20 protein-coding genes are annotated in these 16,741 nt (G+C 68.4%); 15 read left to right on the forward strand and 5 right to left on the reverse strand.

The window, feature by feature from the left end:
• Nucleotides 1-708: a GntR family transcriptional regulator gene (locus ACUTAG_RS05550; protein WP_024069876.1), complete on the forward strand. Its 708-nt coding sequence runs from the start codon at nt 1-3 to the stop codon at nt 706-708.
• A gap of 26 nt (nt 709-734) precedes the next feature.
• Here the strand turns inward: ACUTAG_RS05550 and ACUTAG_RS05555 are convergent, their stop codons facing one another.
• A complete protein-coding gene (locus tag ACUTAG_RS05555; RefSeq protein WP_148318421.1) occupies nt 735-1,280 on the reverse strand; it encodes an antibiotic biosynthesis monooxygenase in 546 nt (181 codons plus the stop codon).
• Nucleotides 1,281-1,488: 208 nt separating this feature from the next.
• Here ACUTAG_RS05555 and hpxZ point away from each other — a divergent pair, with 208 nt between their 5' ends.
• A complete protein-coding gene (gene hpxZ, locus ACUTAG_RS05560) occupies nt 1,489-1,866 on the forward strand; it encodes an oxalurate catabolism protein HpxZ (protein WP_026384431.1) in 378 nt (125 codons plus the stop codon).
• A 135-nt stretch (nt 1,867-2,001) separates the two neighbouring features.
• On the forward strand, nt 2,002-2,556 hold the full coding sequence (locus ACUTAG_RS05565; RefSeq protein WP_026384430.1) for an NADPH-dependent FMN reductase: 555 nt from the start codon (nt 2,002-2,004) through the stop codon (nt 2,554-2,556).
• Between the two features lie 958 nt (nt 2,557-3,514).
• Here the strand turns inward: ACUTAG_RS05565 and ACUTAG_RS05570 are convergent.
• Nucleotides 3,515-3,733, reverse strand: a complete 219-nt coding sequence (locus tag ACUTAG_RS05570) for a dodecin (RefSeq protein ID WP_020928910.1) — start codon at nt 3,731-3,733, stop codon at nt 3,515-3,517.
• A 190-nt stretch (nt 3,734-3,923) separates the two neighbouring features.
• On the opposite strand from ACUTAG_RS05570, the gene ACUTAG_RS05575 reads away from it, so the two are divergent.
• Nucleotides 3,924-4,427, forward strand: a complete 504-nt coding sequence (locus ACUTAG_RS05575) for a DUF6496 domain-containing protein (protein WP_047991456.1) — start codon at nt 3,924-3,926, stop codon at nt 4,425-4,427.
• A gap of 12 nt (nt 4,428-4,439) precedes the next feature.
• Here ACUTAG_RS05575 and ACUTAG_RS05580 read toward each other — a convergent pair whose 3' ends face one another.
• The gene (locus tag ACUTAG_RS05580; RefSeq protein ID WP_020928912.1) at nt 4,440-5,357 is read right to left on the reverse strand and encodes a LysR family transcriptional regulator; all 918 of its coding nucleotides are present in this window, start codon (nt 5,355-5,357) and stop codon (nt 4,440-4,442) included.
• Between the two features lie 108 nt (nt 5,358-5,465).
• Between ACUTAG_RS05580 and ACUTAG_RS05585 the strand changes: the two genes are divergently transcribed.
• The 3 genes from ACUTAG_RS05585 (at nt 5,466) to ACUTAG_RS05595 (ending at nt 7,724) form a co-directional block, all read left to right on the forward strand.
• Nucleotides 5,466-6,260 carry an SDR family NAD(P)-dependent oxidoreductase gene (locus ACUTAG_RS05585; RefSeq protein WP_148318419.1) on the forward strand — a complete coding sequence of 265 codons (795 nt, stop codon included), beginning with the start codon at nt 5,466-5,468 and terminating at the stop codon, nt 6,258-6,260.
• Nucleotides 6,261-6,286: 26 nt separating this feature from the next.
• The gene (locus tag ACUTAG_RS05590) at nt 6,287-7,300 is read left to right on the forward strand and encodes a zinc-binding alcohol dehydrogenase family protein (RefSeq protein ID WP_058665010.1); all 1,014 of its coding nucleotides are present in this window, start codon (nt 6,287-6,289) and stop codon (nt 7,298-7,300) included.
• 118 nt (nt 7,301-7,418) lie between these two features.
• The gene (locus ACUTAG_RS05595; protein ID WP_223821467.1) at nt 7,419-7,724 is read left to right on the forward strand and encodes a hypothetical protein; all 306 of its coding nucleotides are present in this window, start codon (nt 7,419-7,421) and stop codon (nt 7,722-7,724) included.
• A 78-nt stretch (nt 7,725-7,802) separates the two neighbouring features.
• Here the strand turns inward: ACUTAG_RS05595 and ACUTAG_RS05600 are convergent, their stop codons facing one another.
• Entirely contained in the window at nt 7,803-8,159 is a 357-nt protein-coding gene (locus ACUTAG_RS05600; protein WP_006386510.1) for a hypothetical protein, read from the reverse strand.
• 77 nt (nt 8,160-8,236) lie between these two features.
• Nucleotides 8,237-9,145, reverse strand: a complete 909-nt coding sequence (locus tag ACUTAG_RS05605; protein ID WP_148318415.1) for an aldose epimerase family protein — start codon at nt 9,143-9,145, stop codon at nt 8,237-8,239.
• Nucleotides 9,146-9,337: 192 nt separating this feature from the next.
• Here ACUTAG_RS05605 and ACUTAG_RS05610 point away from each other — a divergent pair, with 192 nt between their 5' ends.
• The 8 genes from ACUTAG_RS05610 (at nt 9,338) to ACUTAG_RS05645 (ending at nt 16,627) form a co-directional block, all read left to right on the forward strand.
• Complete coding sequence (locus ACUTAG_RS05610) at nt 9,338-9,601, forward strand: hypothetical protein (protein ID WP_054441015.1); 264 nt, start codon at nt 9,338-9,340, stop codon at nt 9,599-9,601.
• Nucleotides 9,602-9,843: 242 nt separating this feature from the next.
• Nucleotides 9,844-10,149 (forward strand): cupin domain-containing protein, encoded by a 306-nt coding sequence (locus tag ACUTAG_RS05615; protein WP_006386507.1) that lies wholly within the window; start codon nt 9,844-9,846, stop codon nt 10,147-10,149.
• A 107-nt stretch (nt 10,150-10,256) separates the two neighbouring features.
• The gene (locus tag ACUTAG_RS05620; protein ID WP_020928919.1) at nt 10,257-10,778 is read left to right on the forward strand and encodes a DUF4189 domain-containing protein; all 522 of its coding nucleotides are present in this window, start codon (nt 10,257-10,259) and stop codon (nt 10,776-10,778) included.
• Nucleotides 10,779-10,811: 33 nt separating this feature from the next.
• Nucleotides 10,812-11,438: a pyridoxamine 5'-phosphate oxidase family protein gene (locus ACUTAG_RS05625; RefSeq protein ID WP_047991461.1), complete on the forward strand. Its 627-nt coding sequence runs from the start codon at nt 10,812-10,814 to the stop codon at nt 11,436-11,438.
• A gap of 175 nt (nt 11,439-11,613) precedes the next feature.
• On the forward strand, nt 11,614-12,390 hold the full coding sequence (locus ACUTAG_RS05630; protein WP_054444289.1) for a hypothetical protein: 777 nt from the start codon (nt 11,614-11,616) through the stop codon (nt 12,388-12,390).
• Nucleotides 12,368-12,589 (forward strand): hypothetical protein, encoded by a 222-nt coding sequence (locus ACUTAG_RS05635; RefSeq protein ID WP_006386503.1) that lies wholly within the window; start codon nt 12,368-12,370, stop codon nt 12,587-12,589. Before ACUTAG_RS05630 ends, ACUTAG_RS05635 begins: the two co-directional genes overlap by 23 nt.
• Nucleotides 12,590-12,782: 193 nt before the next feature.
• Complete coding sequence (gene mutS, locus ACUTAG_RS05640; RefSeq protein WP_006386502.1) at nt 12,783-15,437, forward strand: DNA mismatch repair protein MutS; 2,655 nt, start codon at nt 12,783-12,785, stop codon at nt 15,435-15,437.
• Complete coding sequence (locus ACUTAG_RS05645; protein WP_148318413.1) at nt 15,434-16,627, forward strand: ribosomal protein uL16 3-hydroxylase; 1,194 nt, start codon at nt 15,434-15,436, stop codon at nt 16,625-16,627. The genes mutS and ACUTAG_RS05645 overlap by 4 nt, the downstream gene beginning before the upstream one ends.
• Nucleotides 16,628-16,741 lie beyond the last annotated feature (114 nt).

The raw sequence follows: 16,741 nt of genomic DNA on the forward strand, positions 1-16,741 counted from the left end.
ATGGATTCCGCATTCGCCGTCATCGACACGCCCCGCAGCCTGGCCGACTCCGCCTACGGCACGCTCAAGCGCGACATCCTGGATTTCCGCCTGGCGCCGGGCGACCGCTTCACCGAGACCGAAATCGCCGACCGCCTGCGGGTCAGCCGCACGCCGGTGCGCGAAGCCCTGTTCCGCCTGGAACGCGAGGGCTACCTGGAGGTGCGCCAGCGCAATGGCTGGCTGGTCAAGCCGCTGGACTTCGACACGCTCGATCACTTCTATGAACTGCGCAGCGTGCTGGAGATCGCGGCGGTGCGCGCGCTGTGCGCGCCGGGCCAGGTGCCCGATCCGCTGCGCGCGCTGCAGCCGCTGGCGGATACGTGGCTGGTGGACAGCGCCCATTATTCCGGCGATGGCGAGTGGCTGGCGGACCTGGACGAGCGCTTCCATGCGGACCTGGTGGCCGCCGCCGGCAATCCTGAAATCGCGCGCGTGCACCGCGCTGCTACCGAGCGCATCCGCATCGTGCGGCGGCTGGACTTCACCCAGCCCGACCGTATCGCCCATACCTACGCCGAACATGGCGCCATCCTCGACGCCATCCTGGCCCGCGACGCCGAACGCGCGACGGCCTTGCTTGCGGCGCATATCGGCGACAGCCAGGCCGCCGTGCGCAAGATCACGCTGCACCGGCTGTATGCCACGCGCCGCGCGCAGGCGGCGTGATGGCGCTGGCGCGATACGCGGCCGCGTCAGTGCGGCCGCAGCCAGCGCTCCAGCCGGCGCGTGACGAACGGAATGCAGACAAACACCATCACCGGCGTCATCGTCACGCTGGTGATCAGCGCGCGCCAAAACACCGGCAGTGCGCTCAGGTGTTCGCTCACCAGCAGGGTGAACGCCAGCAGCATCGGAAAGTACGCCAGCCAGATGCTCACGGCCTGCTTCCAGCGCGGCGGCGCGCCGGCGCTGCCCTGCGGGCCGAACCAGCTGTCCATGCCGCTCACGCGGCGCGCATGGCTGGCCCGCACCAGCGCGGCGCCGCGTTCGAGCCACATGCGGCGCGGCAGCGATTGCTCCCAGCGGTTGAGGCTGGCCTCGTCGTTGAAGCGCAGCACGATCTGGTACTGGTCGCCGCCCTCGGGCGGCTGCAGCACGCCCGAACCGAGAAAACCGGGAAAGCCGGCGGCGAGGATCTCGCCCTGGCGCATCCAGGACAGGAAATCGCTGTAGCGTTCGGGCGTGATGTGCCGGGTGACCAGCATGGTGACTGGGGCGGAAACGGCGGAACTGGACATGGTGAAACTCCTGGGGCGGCGCGCAGCGTGTTATGTGGTGTAAACCCTAGCAAGCGGCGTGCCAGCCTTGCACCGCATCATTTCCCCGCGCATAGGGCGATCGCCGCGTCCGGTCACGAAATTTGCGCACCGCAACACACCCCATATTGGTGATTACCCTGAATCACGCACCATGACGGTGCAATCAACACGGAGCCCGACCCCTCACATGGATATCAACCTGCCCGACGTCGTCGCCGAGGTCACCGTGGCCTTTGCCCGCTATGAAGTCGCCCTGGTCGGCAACCAGGTCGAGGTGCTGGACGAGTTGTTCTGGAACAGCCCGCACACCCTGCGCTATGGCGCCGCCGAGAACCTCTATGGCTACGACGCCATCCGCGCCTTTCGCGCGGGCCGCTCGCCGCAAGGCCTTGCGCGCCGCGTGCTGCGTACCGCGATCACCACCTACGGCCGCGATTTCGCCACCACCAACATCGAATTCCAGCGCGATGGCAGCGACCGCATCGGCCGCCAGAGCCAGACCTGGATGCGCACGCCGCAGGGCTGGCGCGTGGTCTCGGCGCACGTCAGCCTCATGAGCGGCTAGACGCGGCCGCGACGGCCGGCGCGGATGCGCCCTGACACAAGTCAACACCGCCCATAACCATATTGATTCGCGGCCATTGAGCCGTCATGAGGACAGGTCTACACTGGGCTTTCCCCGACCCAGGAGCCCCGCCTCATGAGCACCTACAAGATCGCCGTCTTCGTCGGCAGCCTGCGCGCCGCATCGATCAACCTGCGCCTGGCGCGCGCACTGGAAAAACTGGTTCCCGCGGACTTCAAGTTCGACTACGTCAGCCTGGGCGACGTGCCGCTGTACAACCAGGACAACGAGAACAACCTGCCCGCGCCCGCGGCCAAGCTCAAGCAGCAGATCCTCGACGCCCAGGGCATCCTGTTCGTCTCGCCCGAGCACAACCGCTCGGTGCCCGCCGCCATCAAGAACGCGATCGACTGGGGCACTCGCCCGTGGGGCCAGAACTCGTGGGCCGGCAAGGCCGTCGGCATCCTCGGCACCTCGCCCAGCGCCGCCGGCACCGCGCTCATGCAGCAGCACCTGCGCAACATCCTGGCCGCCGAAGGCGCCATCGCGCTGACCACGCCGGAAGTCTTCCTGCAATACACCGATGGCCTGATCGACGACCAGTACACCATCACCAACGAGGGCACGCGCAAGTTCCTGCAAGGCTGGATCGACCGCTACGTCGACTGGATCAAGAAGTTCAATCCCTGATTGCCGCCGATGCCGGGCCAGGGCGCCTCCCCACCCGGCACCGATCGCCCGCCTACCTCCGGGCGATCACGCCCCCCGCCAAGCCGGGGGGCTTTTTTTTGTGGATAAAGCGCCCCCGCTCCCAAATAATTCCCTTCGCCTCACCTCAGAAGGCAACAAGCCTCCTCGCGCCCTCGCCCCACCAACACGCGCCCCCTCGCGCGCCCCCCCGCCCACCAACACCGCCCCAAAAAAATAGCCGCCCGGCCGCCCGGCCGCCCGAAGGCCGGGCAGCCCCCTCGGGGGGCAGCAAGCGCACGCAGTGCGCGCCGCGTGGGGGCCCACATATCCCCGCCAACTGTGGAGAAGCTTGAGGACAGCTGTGGGGCAGGTGGGAAAAAGCCTGCCGTGCCAAGCACTTGCAGACACCGGTCAAAAACTGCGCAATCCATCGTTTGGCCGATTCCTGGCGCACTTATCCACCGTCCAAAGGACGATTGCGGGATGCCCGCGGACGCTTTGCATCGACCGGCGCATTTGTCCCAGCATTCTGTGGACAAGCATGAGGACAGGATGAGGGCAGCTCGGCTTTTCCCTTGCACATCAAGCACCTGCAAGGGGTGGTCAAGAAAGACCCAGACGCACTCACCCAGGCGCCAGGTTGTCCCCGGGAAATGTGGATAAGGCTGAGGACAGCCTGCGCGCAGCCGCAAAATTCCCTTTGCCGCCAAGGCCTTGCGGCCGGCGCGCAATATTCGCCCAGCGGCGCGTCGCGGCGCGGCGCCGCCATGCCACCGCCGGCCAGCCGAGCAGACCGCCCGGGCTTGTCCCCAGCGAGTGTGGACAAACCTCTGAACAGTCTCATGACAAGCTGAAAAAAAGCTTATCCGGCAAGCACTTGCAGCCGTCGCTCAAAAAAGGAGCAGGCGCCGTGTCCCAATGACATCGACGCCGCCGCGATTGGACGGCACCGGCGCCGCTAGACCTCGCCGTCTTCCAGGCGCATGCCGATCTTCAGGCCAACCTGCCAATGCGCCACCTTGCCGTCCTTGATGTGGCCGCGCACCTCGGTGACCTCGAACCAATCCAGGTGGCGCAGCGTTTCGGATGCGCGCTCGATGGCCTTGCTGATGGCGTCATCGGTGGACTTGGTGGACGATCCCACCAGCTCGATCTGCTTGTAGACATGATTCGACATAGCTCGTCTCCTTTGAGGGGGAAGCGTGGCGAATCGCCGGTCGCGCGCGGGGTTCCGGCGCTTACGACCGGCAATCCATTCGAACACACAGGATACCGCGCAGGGCATAGAGTGGTGTTACGAGTTCCGTCGCCGCGGCCTCGTCCGCGTCCCCGGGTCTCGCTTCTGAAACGCAAGCCAGGAGGTTGTCATGCCTGAACGGAAAACGCTGCAACGCGCCGCGCGCGACAAGAAGCAAGGCAAGTCCGCATCCACCCAAGCCGGTGAATTCGTGCGCGAGGAAATCGAACATGTGCGCGAAGGCAAGCACGGCGTGCGCTCGACCAAGCAGGCCGTCGCCATCGGCCTGTCGAAGGCGCGCCGCGCCGGGGTCGATCTGCCCGCGCCCAAGAAGGCCAGCGCGTCGACCCGGCGCAAGGCCAAGCAGGACAGCGAGGCCGCGCATGACGGGCACGCCAAATCGCCGACGCGCGCCCGCGCCACCACGCGCGCCCTCAAGCGCGAAAGCGCCAGGCCCGCGTCCAAGTCCGCGCTGTCGCGCCACGCGTCCAAGTCGGCGTCCCGGCGCACCGCGGCGGATCGCTCGGCCGCCGCGAAGAAGGCCGCCGCCACCAAGGGCGCTGCGGGACGCTCGGCCGCCGCCAAGAAAGCCGCGCGCACCCGCGCCGCCAACCGCGCCGCCGCGCATCACTGAGCGGCGCGGCTGTCAGGGCGCCGCGCCGGCGCCCGCCTCGAATTCGCGCAGGCGCGCCTGCAGGAATTCGCGCAACCGCTTGACGGCGGGCGACAGCAGCATGCGGTGCACGCACAGCAGGTACAGCGGCGACGGCTCGCCGGTATAGTCCGGCAGGGCCTGCACCAGGCGGCCGGCGCGCAGGTCGGCCAGCACGTCGTAGCGCGACTTGTACGCGACGCCGTAGCCGGCCAGCGCCCAGCGCCGCACCAGGTCGCCGTCATCACCGACGCGGTCGCCCTTGACCGGCACGGTCAGCGCCCCGCCCTCGTGCTCGAAGGCCCAGCGGTCGTGCAGGGATTCGCCCAGCACGAAGCACAGGCAGTTGTGGCGGCGCAGGTCGGCCGGGGTCTGCGGCATGCCATGGCGCGCGAAATAGGCCGGCGCGGCGCACACCACGCGGCGGTTGTGCTCGCCCAGCGGCAGCGCCACCAGGCCGGAATCGCCGGGCGTGCCGTAGCGCAACGCGATATCGACCGGCTGCCGGTAGAGGTCGGCCAGGCGGTCGCTGATGCGTACCTGGAAGTTCACGCGCGGATGGCGCTGCTGGAATTCGTCCAGCCAGGGCAGCAGCACGTGGCGGCCCAGGTCCGACGGAATCGACACCGACAGCGTGCCGGAGATGGCCGTCTTGTCGCGCGCCAGCGCGCTCTGGCCGGCCTGCAGACTCGACAGCGCGGCGCGCGCGTATTCCAGATAGCGCTCGCCGTCGCCGGTCAGCCGCAGGCTGCGCGTGGACCGCACGAACAGGCGGGTGTCCAGCGACAGTTCCAGCCGCTTGAGCGCGGCGCTGGCCACCGCCGGCGTCAAGTCCAGTTCGCGCGCGGCGGCCGAAAAACCGCCGTGATCCGCCGCGGCGACAAAGATGCGCAAGTCTTCCAACCGAACCATGGGGGCTCATTTTCAAAGAATTATTGAAACTGAGTCCGATGCTAGCCGGTTTTTCATCGTTCGCCACTGGGTAATGATGGCATCACCCCCACGCTTTTGGAGTCCCCCATGAAAATCGAACTCGACGGCAAGAAAGCCCTGGTCACCGGTTCTTCCGGCGGCATCGGCCTGGCCATCGCCCAGGGCCTGGCCGATGCCGGCGCCCAGGTGGTGCTGCACGGCCGCAGCGCCGACAAGCTCAAGCAGGCCGCCGAAGCCATCGCGCGCCGGCATCCGGGCGCCCAGGTGCACACCGTGCAGGCCGACCTGTCCACCGCCGACGGCGCCGCCTCGGTCTGCGCCGCCCATCCCGACGTCGACATCCTGGTCAACAACGCCGGCTACTTCGCGCCCAAGTCCTTCACCGAAATCACCGACGACGACTGGCGCTACATGCTCGATACCAACGTCATGAGCGGCGTGCGCCTGTCGCGCTACTACCTGCCGCGCATGCTGGCCGCCGACTGGGGCCGCATCGTCTTCATCTCCAGCGAATCGGCGCTGCACATCCCGGCCGAAATGATCCACTACGGCGTCAGCAAGACGGCGCTGCTGGGCGTCTCGCGCGGCCTGGCCGAACTGACGGCCGGCAGCGGCGTCACCGTCAATGCCGTGCTGCCCGGCCCGACGCGCTCCGAAGGCGTGGTCGACTTCTTCGCCGAAATGGCCAGGGAACAAGGCCTGCCGCAAGAACAGATGGAACGCGACTTCATCGCCCTGCATCGTCCCAGCTCGCTGCTGCGCCGGCTGGCAACGGTGGAGGAAGTGGCCAACATGGTCGTCTACACCTGCTCGCGCCAGTCCTCGGCCACCAACGGCGCCGCCCTGCGCGTCGACGGCGGCGTGGTCCGCACCATCGCCTGATCCCTTTTCCCGTTCCGAGATCCCCCATGAAAGCCATCGCCTACTTCCAGAACCTGCCCGCCACCGATCCGCAATCGCTGCAGGACATCACCGCGCCCGACCCCGTTCCCGGCGACCACGACCTGCTGGTCGAAGTCAAAGCCATCTCCGTCAACCCGGTGGACGTGAAGATCCGCGCCAACCGCAAGCCCAAGGACGGCCAGCCCGAGATCATCGGCTGGGACGCCGCCGGCATCGTGCGCGCCGTGGGCGCCAAGACCAGCCTGTTCGCGCCCGGCGACCGCGTCTGGTACGCGGGCGCCCTGACCCGCCCCGGCGCCAACAGCGAACTGCACGTGGTCGACGAACGCATCGTCGGCCGCATGCCGCAGAGCCTGGACTTCGCCCAGGCCGCCGCGCTGCCGCTGACCACCATCACCGCGTGGGAACTGCTGTTCGACCGCCTGCGCGTGCTGGACAACGCCGCGCCCAGCCAGGGCACGCTGCTGGTGGTCGGCGCGGCCGGCGGCGTCGGCTCGATCCTGGTGCAGTTGGCGCGCCAGCTGACCGGCCTGACCATCATCGGCACCGCCTCCCGGCCCGAGACCCAGGCCTGGGTCACCGAGCTGGGCGCCCATTACGTCATCGACCACACCCGCCCGCTGGCCGAGGAACTCAAGCGCATCGGCCTGTCGCAGGTCAGCTTCATCGCCGGCCTGACCCAGACCGACCAGCACTTCGCGCAGCTGGCCGAAGCCATCGCGCCGCAAGGCAGGATCGCCCTGATCGACGACCCCTCCGCCATCGACGTGCGCCTGCTCAAGGGCAAGTCGGCCTCGCTGCACTGGGAATTCATGTTCGCCCGGCCGCTGCACAACACGCCCGACCTGATCGCCCAGCACGAACTGCTGAACCAGGCCGCGCGGCTGATCGACAACGGCACCCTGCGCACCACGCTGGGCGAGCACTACGGCCGCATCAATGCCGAAAACCTGCGCCGCGCCCACGCCTTCATCGAAAGCGGCAAGGCGCGCGGCAAGGTGGTGCTGGAAGGCTTCTGAGGCGCCCGGCCCATCCCGACGAAAAAATTGGGACGGGTGTCTCGCATTCGTCGGAAGAAAGAGGTAAAACCTCGACTGCGCGCCGCGGGCCTTCAGTCCGTGGCCGCGCTTTCGGGAGTTGGCTCTGATTTCTCACCTGTTCGACCAAGCGCTGGAACCGATGCTCTGGGGCATGGTGGCGGTCGCCCTGCTGATGCTGCGGCTGGTGCCGCTGCAGGGCTGGAAGGCCGTCATCGTCGCCGGCATCACCGCCGGGCTGGTGTTCGACACCATCCAGTTCCGGGTCGGCCCGCCGCGCCTGTGGGACGCCCTGGTGCTCGGTTCGATCCTGGCCGCCTTGCTGGTGGCCGCGGTGCAGGAACTGCTGGTGTTGCTCTTGCGGCGGCTGCGCGCCGCCCTGGCGAGGTCGCGAGCGGGGGCCTGACGGGTTCACGGCCCGCGGCCGCGGACACCGCCCGCCTTGCGCCGGCGGGCAGCGCCCGCCCTCTTGCAAGCCCCCGGATCAGGCGCGTCCTTCGCGCCGGGCGCGGGCGTGCGGATCATTGATCTCGGTTTCCAGTTCGGCGATCAGCCAGTCGAACCAGCCGTTCTCGGTGCGCGCATACACCACGGCGGCCGGAATCTTGCCTTCGCGCCAACCGGGCTGGTGCGCATCCATCCACGCCGACAGGCTCTTGTGCGGCGCCAGCAGGCCCGACAGCCACGACCAGACATAGTCGGGCACGTTGCGCCGGAAGCCCTTGGCGCTGGCGTAGATCGTCGGTTCCAGCGGCATGTTGCCCGAACGGGCCAGCCTGGCCTGCACCCGGCGCAGCGTTTCGGCGGCCGCCTGCAATTGTTCGGTGCTGAGCTTTTTCACGTAGCGACTCCTGGATTGGTTTGGCCGGATTATCGCCGACAGGCCCTGGCCGTTGCCAGCGCCGGCATCGCGCGACGTCAACGCGCCGCGCGCGGCGTTTGCAACGCCAGCAGCATCGAGGCGCTGAAACGCCCGCCCGGCGCCAGCACCTGCAGGCCGGTGCGGGTCTCGCCGGCCGCCGCCAGGTTGAAGGCATCGGCGACATTGGTCACCGGCTCCACGCACAGGAAATCGGCGCCTGGCGCCGTGTAGACCACCAGGTGCGCGAAAGCGGGATCGGCGTGCAGCGCCAGTTCGTGTCCATCCGGCCAATGCAGCGTGGCGCGGCCGCCCCACTGCGACAGGTAGGTATCGCACCCCTCGGCCGACTGGCCCAGTTCCCGCACGTGGGTGGTCTGGCTGGCGCCGGGCAGGCCGTCGGCGTCGGTCGGCCAGATGCGCCGCGCATGCAGCGCCACGCGCGTGGCGGTGAAGTACGGATGGATGCCGCAACCGCACGGCATCGGCGCATCGCCATGGTTGATCATCAACAGCGTCAACGACAGCCCGCGCGAATCCAACCGATAGCGCTGCACGCATTCATACGGCCACGGCCAGCCCAGCACGCCGGCGGGCTGTTGCAGCACCAGGTCGACCGCGTCATCGGCCAGATGGCGCACCTGCCAGGGTTGATACAGGCCGGCGCCGTGAATCGCCTGCGGCCGTCCGGGCAACGATGCCAGCACGTGGCGCGCGCCTTCGAACGTGAACACGCCATCGCGCACCCGGTTCGAGTACGGCGCCAGCGGATACGAGCCGGCGCGCGGCCATTGCGCGGGCGGCCAATCCGTCTCGGCCAGCGGCACGATCCAGTCGTGCGCCTCGGTCGACAGGCGCGTCAGGCGTCCGCCCCCGCCGGGCGCGAACTCGGCGCGATGGGGGCCGTGGGAGATGGTCACGCGCTCACTGGCATCCAGCGAGGGGGGGAAGGGCAAATCGTCGGGCATCAGGCGCTCCCGCGGCTCTGCGAACGGCCGCGAGACGCCATTGTGCATGGCGCGGTTCGGAGCCGGCAAACGCTGCCGGCCTCAGCGTTCCCCATGCCTCAAACCCGTGCAACATGCGCTACCGGGGATTGGTCCGACGTTCGGATATACTGTTCATTCATACAGTAATCCGACCGCAAGGGACCCCTGCCCATGACCAGTCTGATCAATTCCCCGCCCAGCCGCAGCATCTGGCTCAGCGCCTTTACGCGCCTTGGCGGCGTCAAGAACGGCGACTACCTGCCCCTGCAACGGCTGCAGGAAGCCACCGGCCTGGAAAGCGGCCAGAAACTGCGCGACGTCCTGGCCACCGCCGAACGCGAGGGCCTGCTGCTGATCGACCGCGGCGCCACGCCCGCCAGCTACCGCGCCACCTACGCGCTCGAACGCCAGGTCACGCTGTTCGCGCCCGACTAGGGGGCCGCCGCGACGACAGAGTGCTAACGATCCCTTGCAATGCTGTTACATCTCGGGAAATAGAATTCCCCGGAATGCACCCTACGGAGAAAAACATGCAAGAAGACACCGCCAAGCCCGAACCCACCCGCCGCCGCTGGCCTTTCGGCTACGGCCAGGAAGCCTGAACGGTCCCTTCCCCCTCTCCCCAGGGCGTGAGAACGCCTTCCTCTCGCGCCAGGCGCGCGCCTGGCAAGCCCACCATGCCCCTGCTCGACCTGCTCGACGCCGCCAACGGCCTGCCCGACGCCTGGAAGTCCCGCGTGCTGGCCCAGACTGGCGGCTGCAACGTCAAGATCCTGCGGATGGACGGCCAGCCCTCCCCCGCCGAAACGCACGACTACAACGAAGCCCTGATCGTCATCAGTGGCGCGCTGCGCCTGTCGGTCAAGGGCGAGGCGATCGAGGTCGCGGCCGGCAGCATGTACCTGGCGCCCGCCGGGGTGCCGCACGCCGTCGCCGAGGGCAGCCACGGCGTGCTGATGATCGTCGATCCGGTCGGTTACTGAGGCCGCGGCGGCCGGCCCGCTCCGCTTCGCGCGCGCATATTGCCACTGGCTGCCGGAATCGCTAGTATCCGCGCATCCCGACAGCGTCGGTCACCACAGGCCAGTCCATGAAGCGTCTTCCTCTTCACATCGTGGTATTCGCAACCCTGGCCCTCGGACTGGCGGTGACGCGTCCGGCAACGGCCGAACAAGGCTGTCCCGATGGCTACACCATGGCCGCCGTGGGCACCGCCCAGTGCATTCCGATTCCCGGGCTGTACCAGGTGCCGGGCGGCTACCAAGCGCCGCCGCCCCCGCCGCCGGTCCGCTGGGAACAACGCTGGGGCGCCATCGCCATGGATGCCGTCACCGGCAAGGTTGGCGTGGCCGGCAGCAGAAAGAGCCGGCAACAGGCCGAAGACGACTCCGTGGCATCCTGCGCCAAAAAAGGCGGCGGCGACTGCCGCGTCCAGGTCTCGTACGCCAACCAATGCGGCGTGATCGTCTGGGGCAACGGCATCGCCGTCTCCCGGTTCGCCCCCACGCTCGAGGCCGCGACGGATATGACGCTCGCCGAGTGCAAGCGGGAAAGCGGCGGCGCCTGTGAGGTATTCTTCTCCGACTGCAGCATGCCGGTACGGGTGCAATAGCCCGCCGCCCCTCTCTTTCCCCGAGCCTTCGCCATGCCCTTGGACACCCCCCACCTCGTCACCGACGCCGCCGCCCTGCAAGCCCTGTATGGCGAACCGGGCGAAGCTTCGCTCAAGAAGGAAGTGGACCACGTCCATCCGCACTACCGCGCCTTCATCGAGGCCGCGCCCTTTGTGGCGCTGGCCACCTCCGGCCCCGACGGCCTGGATGTGTCGCCGCGCGGCGATCCCGCCGGTTTCGTCGTGGTCGAGGATGAAAAGACCTTGCTGCTGCCGGACCGGCGCGGCAATAACCGCATCGACAGCCTGCGCAACATCCTGGCCGAACCGCGCGTGGCGCTGCTGTTCCTGGTTCCCGGCGTCAACGAGACGCTGCGCGTGAACGGCAGCGCGCGCATCAGCGTCGACCCGGCGCTGCTGCAACGCTTCGAGATGGACGGCAAGCAGCCGCGCTCGGTCCTGATCGTCGACGTGCAGACCGTCTACTTCCAGTGCTCGCGCGCCCTGCTGCGCTCGCGGCTGTGGGACCCCGCCACCCAGATCCCGCGCACGGCGCTGCCCAGCGTCGGCCGCATGCTCTCCGACCTGAGCGCCGGCACCTTCGACGGCGCGGCCTACGACCGCGACCTGCCGGCGCGCGTGGCCAGCACGTTGTATTGAGTCTCTGCCGCTGAATCGAGCAGAACGCCGCCCGGGATGCCGCTGCGCATCCCGATGATGCTGCAAACATCACACCGCGACGTGTGCCGTCACCATCAACCCGATACCCTGACATCCATGCGTTAACGGGTGCCCGCCAAGGCCCCGCGACCTCATCGATGGACGGATCTTCGGCGTGCCGCTCGAACCTACAGACTTTTATCGATCGCATCTGCGATCACTGCATGTGGCGCTGTTGCGCCATCCGATCGGCATCGCTCATTTGAGCGGCCGCGGCATACGGCTGGACGGCAGGACCCTTGTACCGGGCGAACTCATCCACGGCATGGATCGGATGATCTCGACACTCGAGTTCGCCCACCTGTTCACCGTTTTCAACGGAAGCCGGGTCCACGCGCAGTTCGCCCGCAAGCCCCTTCACGATGCCCCGGCGGGGCTGTACTTCTCCATCATCAACAACGGCATCATCCAAAGCCCGAACAAGAACAGACTGGGACTCTACCGCGCACGCGACAAACACGACAGCACGCTTATCGTCAAGAACATGCACATCGACTGCATATGCCTGGCGCACCACGCGCCACCGGGTCTTGGCACCATCGCCTTCGCGCTGTCAGCAATTACCGCGCATCTGGCCGGGCTGTCGCATATCTCGCTGGTCGCGGCCGGTGGCCCGGGCGCCGGGAAACGCTACGTCGGCTACCGGATCTGGCCAAAATTCGGCTTCGACGCCGACATCGCCTCCGATGAGCTGGCCGCCGCGCCATATTTGCAGGGCTGCCAGACAATCCAGAAAATCTTGGCCAGGGACCCGGCCTGGTGGGATGCCCACGGCACCCAGCGCATGATGCTGTTCGACCTGGCGCCTCACAGCACATCGTGGGGAAAGCTGCTACGCTACGTTCGTAAGGTCTTCAACGGAGGCTCCGATGAGCACCGTCCATTCGCGTAAAACCGCTTCCTCCTGCACGCAGCAGGCGCCAAGCCTCGCCATCTCCTTGTCGCTTGAGGGCGTTGAGCCGACCGACGCGCAGACCTGGGCCCAGATCGAGGCCGCCGCGCGGCAGCCCACCCACGGACGACGGTATCCGGAGATCGCCGAAGTCCCAGACCGTTCAAGCCGCAATGGACGAATGAAAGGCGAGCAATGATAGGCGGCGCCCTCCTGCAAGCCGCCCCCTGCCGCCCATGAGCCTCTTCGGCATCCTTGTCCTGGTCCACGGCATCGTCCTGCTGCCCTTTCTGCCCTGACGCTCCCCACGCCAGGCCGACCCGCCAGGCGCCGTCGTAAAAGCCTCCGGCGCCCGCTCCCCCACCCCGCCCCGGCCCGATACAATCACGGGCATGAATTCCGCAACACAGACCACCGCCGCCGAGGCCCACGCCGGCCACACTCCCATGATGCAGCAATACCTCCGCCTGAAGGCGGAGGCCGGCCCATTGCTGCTGTTCTATCGCATGGGTGACTTCTATGAAATGTTCTATGAAGACGCGGAACGCGGCGCGCGCCTGCTCAACCTGACGCTGACCAAGCGCGGCTCGTCCAACGGCACGCCCATCCCCATGGCCGGGCTGCCTGTGCACGCGATGGAGCAGTACTTGGCGCGGCTGGTGGCGATGGGCGAGTCCGTCGCCATCTGCGAGCAGATCGGCGATCCCGCGGCCTCCAAGGGCCCGGTCGAGCGCCGCATCGTGCGCATCGTCACCCCTGGCACGCTGACCGACGACGCGCTGCTGCCGGCCAAGGCCGACCGCGCGCTGGCCGCGGTGTTCGTCACCGGCAATGCGCGCGCGCCGCGCGCCGGTCTCGCATGGCTGAACCTGGCCAGCGGCGACTTCCGCGTCACCGAATGCGCGCCGGCGCAGCTCGAATCCGAACTGCACCGCATCGCGCCGGCCGAAATCGTCTGCGCCGACAGCGCCGAATTCGACTTTCCTTTCGAAGGCGCCCGTTCGCGCGTGCCGGACTGGCACTTCGAAAGCGACGGCGCCCGCGCGCACCTGCTGGCGCATTTCAAGACCGACACGCTGGCCGGCTTCGATATCGAAGACATGCCGGCCGGCATCTGCGCCGCCGGCGCGCTGCTGCGCTACGCCGCCCGCACCCAGTCGCAGGCGCTGGCGCACGTGCAGAGCCTGTCGGCCGAGCGGCCCGGCCAGTTCGTGCTGCTCGATCCGGTCACGCGCCGCAACCTGGAGCTGACGCAGACGCTGTCGGGCGAGGATTCGCCCACGCTGTTCTCGCTGCTGGACGGCTGCCGCACGCCGATGGGCAGCCGCCTGCTGCGCCGCTGGCTGCACCATCCGCTGCGCGACAACGCCCCGGCCCAGGCCCGCCAGCAGGCCATCTCGACGCTGTTGGCCGGCCGCATGGACGTCGAACAGACCTTCGGCTCGGCCGGCCTTCTGGAGACGCTGCGCGGCGCGCTCAACGCCTTTCCCGACATCGAGCGCATCGCCGCGCGGCTGGCGCTGCGCTCGGTGCGTCCGCGCGAACTGGCGAGCCTGCGCGACGCCCTGCAAGCCCTGCCGGCGCTGCGCGACCTGGTCGCGCCGATGGCCGCCTCGCCGCGCCTGAACGACCTGGTCTCGCACCTGTCGGTGGACCCGGCGCTGGCCGCCCTGCTGGTGCGCGCCATCGCCGCCGAGCCGGCCGTGGCGATCCGCGACGGCGGCGTGCTGGCCACGGGCTTTGACGCCGAACTCGACGAACTGCGCGCCCTGGCCGCCGACGGCGGCGACTTCCTGGTGCAACTGGAAGCGCGCGAACGCGAGCGCACCGGCATCAGCAACCTGCGCGTCGAATTCAACCGCGTGCACGGCTTCTACATCGAGGTCACCAAGGGTCAGACCGCCAAGGTGCCCGAAGACTACCGCCGCCGCCAGACGCTCAAGAACGCCGAACGCTACATCACCCCGGAACTCAAGACCTGGGAAGACAAGGTGCTGTCGGCGCAGGATCGCTCGCTGGCGCGCGAAAAGTGGCTGTTCGAGCAGCTGCTGGACGTACTGGCCGAACACGTGCGCCCGCTGTCCGATTGCGCCGGCGCGCTGGCCGAACTGGACACCCTGGCGGCATTGGCCGAACACGCGCGGCGGCACGACTGGATCGCCCCCGAATTGTCCGAGCAGGCCGACATCGATATCGACGCCGGCCGCCATCCCGTGGTCGAACAGGCCATCGAGCGCTTCACGCCCAACGGCTGCCGCCTCGATCCGGCGCGCCGCATGCTGCTCATCACCGGCCCCAACATGGGCGGTAAATCGACCTACATGCGGCAGGTGGCGTTGATCGTGCTGCTGGCGCGCATCGGCAGCTTCGTGCCGGCGGCGCGCGCCCGTATCGGCCGCATCGACCGCATCTTCACCCGCATCGGCGCCGCCGACGACCTGGCGGGCGGACGCTCGACCTTCATGATGGAGATGACCGAGGCCGCCGCCATTCTCGCGGCCAGCACGCCCAACAGCCTGGTGCTGATGGACGAAATCGGCCGCGGCACCTCCACCTACGACGGCCTGGCGCTGGCCTGGGCCATCGCCTGCCGCCTGCTGGCGCACAACCGCGCCCTGACCCTGTTTGCCACCCACTATTTCGAACTGACGCGCCTGCCGGCCGAGCAACCGGCTTCGGCCAACGTGCACCTGGCCGCGGCCGAATCGGCCGGCGGCATCGTGTTCCTGCACGAAGTGCGCGAAGGCCCGGCCAGCCGCAGCTACGGGATCCAGGTGGCGCAGCGCGCCGGCGTGCCCGCCGCCGTGATCCGCCAGGCCACCCGCGAACTCGAACGGCTCGAGGCGCAGGGCGCGCCCACGCCGCAGCTCGGCCTGTTCTCGGCCGCGGCCGACGCCGACGCGCAGGCCTATGCCGAAGCCGATCGCGCCGACGCCATCGAGGCGCTGGACACGCTGCGCGAGGAGCTCGCCGGCATCGACCCCGACAGCCTGACCCCGCGCGAAGCGCTGGACGCCCTCTACCGCCTGAAGAAGCACCTGCAATGAACCTCGACCATCCCCTGCCGCTGCTGGGCAACCAGAGCCCCAACGACTTCATGCGCCGCTACTGGCAGAAGAAGCCGCTGCTGATCCGCCAGGCCATCCCGGATTTCAAGCCGCCGGTCACCATCGCCGCGATCAAGAAGCTGGCGCGCCGCGACGACGTCGAATCGCGCCTGATCTGGCGCGAGAACGGCGAATGGCAGATGGAAAACGGCCCCTTCGCCCGCCTGCCCAAGGACAACGAAGGCGACTGGACCCTGCTGGTGCAAAGCGTCGACCTGCACAGCGACGCCGCGGCCGAGCTGATGCAGCAGTTCCGCTTCATCCCGGACGCGCGCCTGGACGACGTGATGATCAGCATCGCCAGCCATGGCGGGGGCGTCGGTCCGCACTTCGACAGCTATGACGTATTCCTGCTGCAAGCGGCCGGCGAGCGCGAATGGCGCTACGGGCGCCAGAAGGATCTGTCGCTCGAACCCGGCCTGCCGCTCAAGATCCTCAGCCATTTCCAGCCCGAAGAACAAGCCGTGCTGGCGCCGGGCGACATGCTCTACCTGCCGCCGCAGGCCGCGCACGACGGCATCGCCGCGGGCGACGGCTGCATGACCATCTCCATCGGTTTCCGGGCCCCCACGCAAGCCACGCTGGCGCGCGGCCTGCTCGAAGCCGCCGCCGACCAGGTGATGGCGCGCGTCGGGCTGCTGGGCGGCCCCTACGGCGAACCGGCGCTGCCCGGCCCCAAGTTGTCAGCCGTCTACCGCGATCCGGCCCAGGCCGCCGTGGCCACGCCGGCGCAGGTACCCGATGCGCTGGTGCAGGCCACGCTCGACACCGTCGGCAAGCTGCGTTTCGACGACGCGCTGGCCTCGCGCTTCCTGGGCTGCTGGCTGACCGAGCCCAGCAACCTCAGCGTGTTCGACGGCCCCGAGGGGCTGGACGTGGACCTGGAAGAAGACTGGCCCGCCAGCGGCAGGCTGGTGCTGGACCGCCGCAGCCGCATGCTCTATCGCGGCAAACAGCTCTTCATCAACGGCGAGACCGCCATGACGCCGGCCGCGCCCGCGCTCTGCAAGCTGGCCGACGCGCGCAGCCTGGACTGCGCCGATCCGGCCTGCGCGCGCCTGTCCGACGAGGCCCGCGCATGCCTGGCGGACTGGCTCGACTCCGGCTGGCTGCATTACATCGCCTCGTAGTATCCAGACACCTGCGCGTATCCATCTTGCACAGAACGCAATGAGGTCTGTGCGCAGGGTCACATAAAGCAAGACAACACACCGCCCGGAAAGGTTTGTTGCCGTTGGGATGCG

The organism is Achromobacter sp. CSND-B12, from assembly GCF_052906545.1.